The 11,588-nt window shown below is 31.7% G+C and carries 14 protein-coding genes; 13 read left to right on the forward strand and 1 reads right to left on the reverse strand.

Going from position 1 to position 11,588, the window contains the following annotated elements:
- The first annotated feature begins 41 nt into the window (after positions 1 to 41).
- The 3 genes from porN (A4F88_RS18835) (at position 42) to A4F88_RS18845 (ending at position 3,357) form a co-directional block, all read left to right on the forward strand.
- A complete protein-coding gene (porN, locus tag A4F88_RS18835) occupies positions 42 to 1,031 on the forward strand; it encodes a type IX secretion system ring subunit PorN/GldN (protein ID WP_068844310.1) in 990 nt (329 codons plus the stop codon).
- A gap of 200 nt (positions 1,032 to 1,231) precedes the next feature.
- Entirely contained in the window at positions 1,232 to 2,221 is a 990-nt protein-coding gene (porN, locus tag A4F88_RS18840) for a type IX secretion system ring subunit PorN/GldN (protein WP_068844392.1), read from the forward strand.
- Positions 2,222 to 2,298: 77 nt separating this feature from the next.
- On the forward strand, positions 2,299 to 3,357 hold the full coding sequence (locus tag A4F88_RS18845; protein WP_068844311.1) for an NAD(P)/FAD-dependent oxidoreductase: 1,059 nt from the start codon (positions 2,299 to 2,301) through the stop codon (positions 3,355 to 3,357).
- Positions 3,358 to 3,363: 6 nt separating this feature from the next.
- On the opposite strand, the gene A4F88_RS18850 is transcribed toward A4F88_RS18845, so the two are convergent.
- A complete protein-coding gene (locus A4F88_RS18850; protein WP_068844312.1) occupies positions 3,364 to 3,747 on the reverse strand; it encodes a DUF983 domain-containing protein in 384 nt (127 codons plus the stop codon).
- Positions 3,748 to 4,045: 298 nt separating this feature from the next.
- Between A4F88_RS18850 and A4F88_RS18855 the strand changes: the two genes are divergently transcribed.
- The 10 genes from A4F88_RS18855 (at position 4,046) to A4F88_RS18900 (ending at position 11,511) form a co-directional block, all read left to right on the forward strand.
- Positions 4,046 to 4,621, forward strand: coding sequence for a TerD family protein (locus A4F88_RS18855; RefSeq protein ID WP_068844313.1), 576 nt, complete (start codon positions 4,046 to 4,048; stop codon positions 4,619 to 4,621).
- A gap of 71 nt (positions 4,622 to 4,692) precedes the next feature.
- Entirely contained in the window at positions 4,693 to 5,358 is a 666-nt protein-coding gene (locus A4F88_RS18860) for an HAD family hydrolase (RefSeq protein WP_068844314.1), read from the forward strand.
- A gap of 2 nt (positions 5,359 to 5,360) precedes the next feature.
- Positions 5,361 to 6,167 (forward strand): phosphoribosyltransferase family protein, encoded by an 807-nt coding sequence (locus A4F88_RS18865; RefSeq protein WP_068844315.1) that lies wholly within the window; start codon positions 5,361 to 5,363, stop codon positions 6,165 to 6,167.
- Between the two features lie 4 nt (positions 6,168 to 6,171).
- Positions 6,172 to 6,726, forward strand: coding sequence for a TerD family protein (locus A4F88_RS18870; protein ID WP_068844316.1), 555 nt, complete (start codon positions 6,172 to 6,174; stop codon positions 6,724 to 6,726).
- Between the two features lie 5 nt (positions 6,727 to 6,731).
- Positions 6,732 to 7,340: a TerD family protein gene (locus tag A4F88_RS18875; protein WP_068844317.1), complete on the forward strand. Its 609-nt coding sequence runs from the start codon at positions 6,732 to 6,734 to the stop codon at positions 7,338 to 7,340.
- A 6-nt stretch (positions 7,341 to 7,346) separates the two neighbouring features.
- Positions 7,347 to 8,435 (forward strand): toxic anion resistance protein, encoded by a 1,089-nt coding sequence (locus A4F88_RS18880; protein WP_068844318.1) that lies wholly within the window; start codon positions 7,347 to 7,349, stop codon positions 8,433 to 8,435.
- A 21-nt stretch (positions 8,436 to 8,456) separates the two neighbouring features.
- Positions 8,457 to 9,425, forward strand: a complete 969-nt coding sequence (locus A4F88_RS18885) for a hypothetical protein (RefSeq protein ID WP_068844319.1) — start codon at positions 8,457 to 8,459, stop codon at positions 9,423 to 9,425.
- A 13-nt stretch (positions 9,426 to 9,438) separates the two neighbouring features.
- Positions 9,439 to 9,990 carry a TerD family protein gene (locus tag A4F88_RS18890; RefSeq protein ID WP_068844320.1) on the forward strand — a complete coding sequence of 184 codons (552 nt, stop codon included), beginning with the start codon at positions 9,439 to 9,441 and terminating at the stop codon, positions 9,988 to 9,990.
- Positions 9,991 to 10,007: 17 nt separating this feature from the next.
- Positions 10,008 to 10,667: a TerD family protein gene (locus A4F88_RS18895; protein WP_068844321.1), complete on the forward strand. Its 660-nt coding sequence runs from the start codon at positions 10,008 to 10,010 to the stop codon at positions 10,665 to 10,667.
- A gap of 208 nt (positions 10,668 to 10,875) precedes the next feature.
- Complete coding sequence (locus A4F88_RS18900) at positions 10,876 to 11,511, forward strand: vWA domain-containing protein (RefSeq protein ID WP_068844322.1); 636 nt, start codon at positions 10,876 to 10,878, stop codon at positions 11,509 to 11,511.
- Positions 11,512 to 11,588: the final 77 nt, after the last annotated feature.

Below are 11,588 nucleotides of genomic sequence, written 5' to 3' on the forward strand. Positions count from 1 at the left end.
AGTAGGTAAACCTACATTCAATATCTTATAATGATATCATGATGAAAGTAAGACATTTTTTAATAGCTATTGTTTCTATCGCTGGAGGTTTTTCTTCTTATGCGCAATCTAATTTGCTAAATGCGAAAACACCTGCTCAGATAGGACTTAAAACTCCTGCGCAACTTATCTCAGATAATGATAAGCCCTTAGCTTATGGTTATGTAGACGATAGAGATATCTTGATGGGAAAAACTACTTGGGAAATCATTGATTTAAATGAAAAAATCAACTTTCCAATGTATTTTCCGGTAGATACGGCTAATATTGGTTCTGACAGACGTTCACTTTATGACGTTTTGACGAAAGCTGTTAAAAACGGCAAAATAACTGAAGTTTACAGCGACAGTTATTTCAATACTAAAAAATCTTTGAAAGACATTCAAGGTGCATTATCTCGTATTGATACAACAGATGCTGGTAGAGAGTTAATTAACCAATATCCGGATGACTATAAATCACGTGTAGTGAAGAAAAAAGTAGTTACTGGGACGGGTAAAAATAAGAAAGTTTCTTATGTTGAGGAAACTGTTGGACCAACAAGAACGGTTCCTGCTGAGTATATCCTGAAACAAGATTTAACTTCGGCTGATGTTACACAATATAAAATAAAAGGATACTGGTATTTTGACAAACGTCAAAGTGAACTAAAATATCGTTTACTTGGTCTTTGTCCTGTAACTCCGGATGTTTACACAATGAATAGTGACGAGAAAGATTATATTGAGTTATTCTGGGTTTTCTTCCCTAATGCAAGAGAAGCATTACATGAAGCAAAAGCTTTTAACGACAATAACTCTGCACTTCCAATTTCATTCGATCAGATCTTAAATTCAAGACGTTTTAATGCAGTTGTTTATAAAGAAGAAAACTTGTACGGAGATCGTGAGATTAAAGATTACATGAAAGACAACGCACAAAACCAATTGTTAGAATCTGAAAGAGTAAAAGAGAAGATTCGTAACTTCGAACAAGATATGTGGAACTACTAAGTATCTAAATTACATTATAAAAAAAACTCTTATAGCTTATGCTTTAAGAGTTTTTTCTTTTATATGGATGTTATTAACTCAATGCTTTTGCACTGCGGGTTTTAATTAAACTTGCTTTTAATTTATTTTTCTTCTCATGTAAGAAAAATAACAATTTTCTATGTAAATTTACGTTATGATATCTAAATGATGAGATTATGATGCAATTGAGAAGATTTTTAGTAGTTATTGTTTTTATTATAGGAGGTGTTTCATGTTATGCACAGCCTAATTTACTTAATGCCAAAACGGCTGCCCAAATTGGGCTGAAGTCTCCGGGAAGGGAGATTTCTGATAATGATAAGCCTCTGGCTTATGGTTATGTAGATGATCGTGATATTCTGATGGGAAAAACTACATGGGAGATTATTGATCTAAATGAAAAGATTAACTTTCCGTTGTATTATCCGGTTGATACGGCTAATATTGGAAAAGACAGGCGCTCGCTTTACGATGTTTTGACTAAAGCTATAAAACAGGGAAAAATAACAGAAGTATATGCGGACAGTTATTTTAATACTAAAAAGTCAATGAAAGATATTCAGGGTGGATTATCCAGAATTGATACTACTGATGCCGGTAGAGAACTTATTAATCAATACCCTGATGATTACAGGACGCATGTTGTAAAGAAGAAAGTAGTAACTGGTACAGGCAAAAATAAAAAAGTTACCTATGTAGATCAAACTGTTGGACCTACAAGAACTGTTCCGGCAGAATATATTTTAAAGCAAGATCTTACTGCTGCCGATGTTACACAATATAAAATAAAAGGCTACTGGTATTTTGATAAACGTCAAGGGGAATTAAAGTATCGCTTATTGGGAATTTGCCCCGTAACGCCGGATGTTTATACCATGAATAGTGACGAAAAGGATTATATTGAATTGTTTTGGGTTTTCTTTCCCAATGCACGGGAGGTTTTAAATCAGGCAAAGGCTTTTAACGACAGCAATTCGGCAATGCCTTTTTCATTCGATCAGGTTTTAAATTCAAGACGTTTCAACGCGATAATTTATAAAGAAGAAAACATGTATGGTGATCGTGAAATTAAGGCTTACATGAAAGATAACGCACAAAACCAATTATTAGAATCTGAAAGGGTAAAAGAGAAGATTCGTAACTTCGAAGAAGATATGTGGAACTACTAAGTTTCTAAATTACATTTTAAGCAAAACTCTTACTACCTTTGTAATAAGAGTTTTTTTATTTTACCTATCATACAACAATGCTTGATTATTTAATTGTCGGATCCGGATTAGCCGGAATTTCATTTGCTGAAATTGCCCTTAAAAACAATAAATCTATTTTAGTAATAGACAACAAATCCCAAAATTCTTCAAGAATAGCCGGAGGTTTGTATAATCCTGTTATCCTAAAAAGATTTAGTGAGGTTTGGAATGCGCAAGAACAACTGGTTTTGATGAATGAATTCTACAATCAGATAGAAGCTAAATTACAAACGAAGTTTAATTTTAAACTGCCTATTTTAAGAAAATTCTTTTCAATAGAAGAACAAAATAATTGGTTTGCGGCTTCGGATAAGAAAAATTTAGCTCCGTTTTTAGCTACAAAATTAATCTCCAAAAAATATAATAGCATAGATTCTCCATATGATTATGGAGAAGTTTTGCACACAGGTTATGTTGATACAGCTTTATTGCTGGATCATTATAAGCAATACCTTCTGGATAATGATTGGTTAGTAGAAGAATCTTTTGATAGCAGTTTAATTGAATTTTTTGATTTCGGAATTCAATATAAAAATATCAAAGCACGTCACATTATTTTTGCAGAAGGCTTTGGCCTACATAAAAATCCTTTCTTTAATTATTTGCCTTTAGATGGTACAAAAGGAGAGTTATTTATCATAAAAGCTCCTGATCTTGATATTGATGTTATCGTGAATACAAGTGTTTTCATATTGCCATTAGGTGATAATTTGTTCAAGGTAGGAGCAACCTATAATTGGCAGGATAAAACAGACTTGCCAACCGAAGAAGGAAAGCAGGAACTGTTAGAGCGTATAAAAGAAATTATAACCTGTGATTTCGAAATTGTAAAACATTTTGCAGGAGTTCGGCCAACAGTAAAAGACAGAAGGCCTTTATTAGGAACTCATTATGAACGCAAATCACTTCATATTCTTAATGGTTTAGGAACACGTGGTGTGATGCTTGGTCCTGCAATGGCTCAGGAATTATTTGATTTTATAGAAAAAGAAACGCCTTTAAGTCCTGAGGTGAATATTCAAAGGTTTCATAAAAAGTATCTAAAAAGTATCTAAAAAGTATTATTTCTGACCGGCATTAGGATCATAAGAAACAAACATATTGATATATAAATTTCTTGATAGTCGTAAAACAAAAGGAAATAACAGGATTAACGTAATGACTATTGCGATAAACGATTGTTCTATACTTGCTCCAAAAAAGACAAACGACACAATAAAGGCTGCAATTCCAACAGCAACATTTAATCCGTAACTTACATACATTGCACCATAAAAGAAAGAAGGTTCAATTTGATACTTTAGTCCGCAATGACTGCAGTTTTCATTCATTTTTAGCACTTTTGTCAAATGAAGCGGATTTTGGTCTGAATACATGCTTTCTTTTTGACATCTTGGGCAGCTTCCTGTAAAAATACTATTTAGTTTAGATCCTTTTTTGAACATTATGATGAGTATTATTTAATATCGTATCGAAGATTTTTTTCTTTTTTGGGTAACAATTTCTTTTTGTATTAATGAAATTGTTGGTTATAAATCTTACAAAGCAGATGAGATACAAATATACTTATTTGTTGTAACTCTAATTCGAAAAAGCATTAGAGTTTTTGTTTTTCTTGTATTTTTTTTGCCTGAAATCATCAATTTGTTAATAAATATTTCTGCTTTTACGGAAACCCTCATTTTTACTTAGTTTGCTTTTTTGTATCATTGTATAATTTAAAATTTTATAAGAATTATTATAATGGCAATAAATTTACAAAAAGGACAAAAAATTGATATTGGATTGTCCAAAATTTCTGTAGGCTTAGGCTGGGATCCTAATGAAGGAACCGGGCATGAATTTGATTTGGATGCTTCTGCTATAATGATAAATGGTGACCGTAAACTTTTGGGAGAAAATTACTTTGTTTTTTACAACAATTTAACGTCTCCTGATGGTGCATTAGAACATACCGGAGATGACCCGACCGGAGGGAATAGTGATGGAGACGATGATGAGGCTATAAAAGTAGATTTAAGTAAGATTGATGCCAACGTAAAAGAAATTCTTTTTGTGGTTACTATTGAAGATTTTGAAAGGAGAAGACAAAATTTTGGTCAGGTTAGAAACTCTTATATTAGAATTGTTGATGATGCCAACGGTCAGGAAATTGCTAAATATGAACTAGATGAAGATTTTTCAGTAGAAACAGGTGTTGAGTTTGGAAGATTGTACAAACGCAATGATCAATGGAGATTTGAAGCTTCCGGGATTGGATATAAAGCTGATTTAGGGTTCTTTCTTGAAAAATATTATTCAGGAGAAATAATAAAGTAAAACCAACTGAATTAAAGTTGTACTATTATACACATTCGAAACAATAATGTTTCAGTATTTAAAAGCATATTTTGGAATTAAATTACAAAAATCACAACCATTTTTCTTTTGATCTATGGTTAACATTAATAAGATCCAATCCGGAATTTAAACGAAAGAGGAATCTATTGTTTAAAGATTTTTTTGAAATAAACGCATCTATTGAAAAGGTAACTGAGGTAGTACGATATTATGATGTTTTGTGCAATAATATTAACGAAAAAACAGGATTAAATTTAAGCACATACGAGATTTATTACCTAATTTTAGGTGCCCTCGAAGTAAATTTAGAATCAAACGGTTTAGAAAGATTAGCCGCGTTTTATGATGAGACAGAAGCTTTATTTTTTAATAATAAACCCGAATTGATTTTCCCGGATATTAAACTTCAGTTTGAAGAGATAGTAGCAGAAGGAAAATCAATTAATATATTGAGCAATACCGGATTCATCAAAGGAAAAAGTTTAAGAAAGCTGATCTCCTATTATGAATTGACAGATTTTATTTCCTTTCAGATTTATTCTGACGAAGTAGGATTTTCAAAACCAAATAAAGAAATTTTTCAGCTGGTTTTTGATCAGGTAAAAGAATCAAAAAAAATACCAAAAAACGAAGTACTGCATATTGGAGATAATAGTATTGCAGATTATAACGGCGCAATCAATTTTGGATTTGAAGCGCATCTATTAAAAAATTAAAAGTGAATAAAAGTTACAGCCTACATAAAATTATCGATAAAGATAATTGTCCATTCAAAGAAAAAGAATACAGCCGATTTAAGTTTGGAGATAAATTCTATGCAGAACAATTTGCTAAAGATTTATTTGCCGGTTTTGTAGGTCAGTTTAGAGAATTACTTCTTTCAGACGAGGAAATTGTTATTTTACCAAGTCCGTATTTGTCAATACCAACAGCTTCGAACTTTTTGTGTTATTACTTCAAAAAAGAATTAAACAGCTTTTTATTTAAAAACGGTAAAAAGGCAAGTATTGAATCAAAAATCTATAGAAACCAGACCTATGTTACAGATTATGGCAATTTAGATTTTAATGAAAGAGTAAATCTAATATCAAATGATACCTATTATATTGACCGTAATTTTATTAATGATAAACTCTGCATTTTTGTAGACGATATCAAAATAACAGGCAGTCATGAACATACGGTAAACAAGATATTGGATCAGTATAATGTAAAAGGAGACTTTATTTTTGTTTATTTCGCTGAGCTTGCAAATAAAGAGATCCATCCTAAAATTGAAAACCACTATAATTATTTTGATATTAAAAATGTTGAAGATATTATCTCAGTAATCAATAGTGAACATTTTCAATACAATACCAGAATAGTAAAATTCATTTTAAGTTTGAATGAAGAGGAGTTTGGTTTTTTAGTGAATAATATTTCTACCAAAAAAAGTGATGAGTTATTTCATCTGGCGATAAGCAATAATTATCATCAGATTTTAGAATATAAAACAAACATTAATGTAATAAAAATAGATTAAAACTATGGCTATCAACTTACAAAAAGGACAACGCGAAAATATAAACGCACCAAAATTTACAATTGGTTTAGGATGGGATACAAACAATAGCACAACAGGATCAAGTTTTGACCTTGATGCATCTGTTTTTATATTAGGGGACAACAAAAAGATCTTATCTGATGCTCATTTTGTTTTTTATAATAACCTTAAATCTCCAGATGAAGCAGTTATTCATACAGGTGATAACTTAACTGGAGACGGAGACGGAGATGATGAGCAAGTAAAAATTGACCTGACTAAAATAAACCCGGCTGTAAAAGAAATTTGCATTGTAGTAACCATTCATGATGCTGTAAGCAGAAAGCAAAATTTTGGACAAGTTAGAAACTCGTTTATCAGAATTGTAGATGACAGCAATAATACAGAAATGGTTAAATACGAATTAGAAGAAGATTTCTCTATTGAAACAGCTGTTGAATTTGGAAGAATTTACAATAAAGACGGTCAATGGAAGTTTGAAGCAATGGGCGTTGGAATGAAAGGCGGATTAGAAGATTATTTAAATAAATACAACTAAAAAACATGGCAATTAATTTAGAAAAAGGACAACGTATAAATCTTGAAAAAAGTAACGGAACCAAATTACAAAATATTTGTGTAGGTGTAAATTGGGGAGCTATTGAGAAAAAAGGTTTTTTTGGAACAAAAAAAGAAGCAGTAGACTTAGATGCGAGTTGTGCGATTTATGATGAGAAAAAAAATCATATTGATTCTGTAAACTTCAGAAAATTAATTTCAAACGATCGCGCTGTTAAACATAGCGGAGACGATTTAACAGGAGATTTAAATGGTGATGACGGTTTAGATAATGAAGTGATCACTTTAGATTTTTCGCAATTAACACCGGCAGCAAACCATGTTGCATTTTTTATAAATAGTTTCAGAGGACAGGATTTTAAAGATATTCCTTTTGCATCTATTCGTATTTACGAAGGAACACCAACGAGAGTTAGTCAGGAATTTGCACGTTTTGATATTGCAAACGATGCAACTTTTGCTGGAAACGTTTCTATGGTTTTAGGAGTATTTTATAAAAGAAATGACGAATGGAAATTTAGCGCAGTTGGGGTTCCAACGAGTGATAAAAAGTTAGAGCAGACTATCGTTACAATTCAACAAAATCATCTATAAACTAAAATGGAAGAAAATCAATTAGTTACTCAGGAAAATACCGCTTTGATTGACAAAGATGGTAATGTGAATTTAACTTCAATCTCAGAAGCTGAAGTAAATAGTTTTAAATCGATTTCAAATCAGTTAAACGAAAATGATGCGAATTCGATTCTGAATTATGGAGCCGAAATTCAAAATTCTATCGCCAAACAAAGTGATACTTTCTTAACTAATGTTAGAACCTATAATTCTGGTGAAGTAGGAACTTTGATTAATGATTTGTTGACAGAATTAAATTATGTTGATGTTGATCAATTGGATCAGGGACCTTTTAAACGCTTTTTGTCAAAAATTCCATTACTAAATAAATTAGTAGTCGATGTCAAAAAGTTATTCCAGCAATATGATAAGATCACGGTTAATATTGATAAAATCAGTAATAAAGTAAAAGCCGGAATGATCAATTCTGTAAAAGATAACAGTGCACTTCAAACCATGTTTGACGGAAATGTTGGTCTTATAAAAGAAATGGAAAAACACATTATTGCAGGTCAGATTCGATTTAAAGAATTAAACGAAGAACTTGCTGTAATGGAAGGAAATCCAGCTCAATATCAGGATTATCAGATTTCAGACAAAAGAAACTTCATTAATCGTCTGGACAAACGTCTGGCCGATATGAAAATTGTTCGTTTCATTATGTTGCAGTCTTTAGCGCAAATACGTGTGGTACAAAATAACAACACATCAATTGCAGAGAAAGCACAGTCAATCCTGACTACAACAATGCCAGTTTGGAAAAACCAGCTTACGCTTGCTGTAGCACTTCAAAGACAAAAACAAAATATTGAAGTTCAAAGAAGAGTGTCTGAAACTACCAATACCATTTTGCAGAAAAATGCTGAAATGTTAAAACAAAATAGTATTGAAGTAGCCAAAGAAAATGAAAATACAGTCGTTTCATTAGAAACATTAAAAATGACTACCAAATCATTAATAGATACTTTAACCGAAGTAAAACAAATTCACGAACAAGGCACAGAAACCCGCAGACAGCTTGATGCTGGATTACAAAGCCTTGAAGTAGAATTGAAAAAAGGGGTTATAAGCTAAAAAGAATAAGGAATTAACGGAATGCAGCAAGAGGAAGAGGAAAGGTACGTTCAAATAATAAAAGACAGTAACAGAAAGCTTGTGGTTTTAAAATTGTTGTCCAATTTTTTTAACCACAAGGATTTTGTTGGCGTTTTGGTAAGAACAAAAGTAATTCATTCTCTTTTTCAAAAGAACCAGACATTAGATATTAATAAATTAGAATTGTTTCATATTCAGTTTACAAATAGTCTGATTGATTTGTTTCAGAAAATAAAAAAATCTAAAGAACAGCAGTATACGCTCATTTCAGATGAAATATATATTAACAGTGATATAATTTCGAAACTGAATTCTGAAATTGAAGACGAAAAATTCTCTGATCAGACAAAAGAGCATGCTCAAAAAATGTCAAAAAAAATTGAAGAGCTTTATCAGATTTTTGCATCAGATAATAATAGTTTTTTTGACTGGCATGATGTTATCGCTTTTTCAGACGGAATAAAATCAGAATATTACAGAGAGATTACTATTGATCAATATGAAAAACTGACTTTTGGAGATAAAAAAAAATATGAAAATAAGTATGTTACGTTCGAAAAAAAGCTTTTAGGCCGTCTTAACATACTCAATTTTAAGATTAAATTTTTATGCGGTCTGGTCTGTAATAATGAGATCATTGAAGTCTATGAATTTAGAGATTCTAACGATAAGTTCATTTTTATTGGAAATGAAAAATCTTTTTCTTTCATCGAAAAAGACATCGAAAAAGAGGTAGATCTTTCAAAAAATAATTCGGCTAAAGAAGAAATTATAGCACAATTGAAAGATAAAAACACTTTGTTAGAATTAGAATTAAGCACAATTAAAACCTCTCTTCCAGAAAGTGTACAAGAGGTTTTAAAAGATTATTTGAATAAAATATCATCCGTAGACTTTTTAGAAGATTTACAAAATGTCGACGAGCAAACGAATATTTTAAAAACAATGTTGAATATTAATATAAAGTAAAAGGATAAATAAAATGGCAATTAATTTAGAAAAAGGTCAAAGACAAAGTATTGATGCACCAAAATTTACTGTAGGACTTGGTTGGGACAGTAATTCGAGTAATACAGGTTCAGATTTTGATTTAGACGCGTCAGTTTTTTTGGTTGGAGCAAATGGCAAAATTCCAAATGACAACCATTTCGTTTATTACAATAACCTAAAATCGCCTGATGGAGCAGTAACTCATACCGGAGACAACTTAACAGGTGCCGGGGACGGAGACGATGAAAAAATACAAATTGATTTATCTACAATATCTCCGGATGTTCATGAAATTTCGTTTGTTGTAACGATTCATCATGCTGATACAAAAAGACAAAACTTTGGACAAATAAGAAATTCATATATCAGAATCCTGGATCAGACTAATACAGAATTGGTTAAGTATGAACTAGATGAAGATTTTTCTATTGAAACTGCTGTTGAGTTTGGAAGAATTTACAAAAGAAACAATGAATGGAAGTTTGAAGCGGTTGGTATAGGAATGAAAGGCGGTTTACAGGATTATTTAAATAAATATAATTAATTAAAATACTATTAACTATGGCAATTAACTTAACCAAAGGGCAAAAAATTGATTTAAGAAAAACAAGTGGTGAAACATTAGTTAATTTCTGTGTTGGTGTAAACTGGGGAGCAATTGAAACTAAAGGTTTTTTAGGATTATCAAAAAATGTAACAGAAATCGACCTGGATTTGAGCTGTGTATTAATTGATGATCAAAACAAACTTTGTGACCATTTGTATTCTCCTTTATACAGAGCAGAAGTATTACAGCAATTTGGTCTTCCAAAAGGCAAATTATTAAGTGTAGACGGCGCTCTTAAACACACAGGTGATGACCTTGCAGGAGATACCGGAGGAGATGATGGTCTGGATAATGAAATTATCACTGTTGACCTTTCTAAAGTTGATGCTAAAGTAAATCAGATATTTTTCTTTTTAAATAATGCGGGAAAAGAAGATTTCTCCCAAATTCCATATGCAAAAATCAGGATGTACGAAGGTACTCCAACAAAAGTAGTTTCAGAATTCGCTTCCTATAATGTTTCTGCAGATCGTCAGTATGTAAACAAACGTTCCATTATCATGGGGAAATTGTACAAACGCAATGGCGAATGGAAATTCAGTGCTATTGGTGACCCAACAGATGATACATTCTTAGGACAAACTATTCATAAAATCGTTCAGTCTTACTTATAATAGAAATAAAAAAGTATTTTCTTAACTTATAATATCTCCGCCATCATTGGAACAAAACACTAAAGTCAAAGTTTCCGGGGCGGAGTTTGTTTAAGAAAGCTTACCCTCATTATATTTCTTATTGATAAGTTATATCCGATTCTTGTAAATTTCCAGGATTAGTTTTTAAGATTTAAATAATTTACATCCTTAAATCATCTAAAGTACTATGAGAAGACTACCCGTATATTTTTTGTTAGATACATCCGGTTCTATGTATGGAGAACCCATTCAGGCTTTGAATAATGCTTTAAGCGGAATGATTAATACATTGCGTTCAGATGCTCAGGCTTTAGATTCACTCTGGATTAGTATTATAACCTATGATCGCGAAGTAAAAGAAATTGTTCCGTTAACAGAACTGGTTCACTTTCAACTGCCCGAAATTACATGCCCTCAAAGCGGTCCCACTAATACAGGTGCAGGATTAGATTTTGTGATTCAAAAAGTAAATAAAGAAGTTATAAAAGGTTCAGCTACCCAAAAAGGAGACTGGAAACCTTTGCTCTTTATTTTTACTGATGGAAAACCTTCTGATATTCAGTTATACAGAGAAAAAACCAGAGAAATACGAAATATGGGTTTTGGAGCTGTTGTAGGATGTGCAGCCGGACATATGGCAAATGATGATATTTTAAAAGAATTGACAGATAATGTAGTGCATCTGGCATCAGCAGATAGTTCTACACTGAAACAATTTTTTAAATGGGTTTCTGAAACAATTGAGCAGGGCAATAAAAGTCAGGGAACAGGAGAACGGGTAGAGCTGCCTCCGCCACCAAGTGAAATAATCGTGGTGATTTAATACTGAAAAGCTTAATTGAAAAACAGTTACGGAGCAAAATCTGAAAGAGTAAGAGTTTTTTGTCCGTATTTTAATTA

This window comes from Flavobacterium chilense, from assembly GCF_001602525.1.
GTDB classification, from domain to species: Bacteria; Bacteroidota; Bacteroidia; order Flavobacteriales; family Flavobacteriaceae; genus Flavobacterium; species Flavobacterium chilense.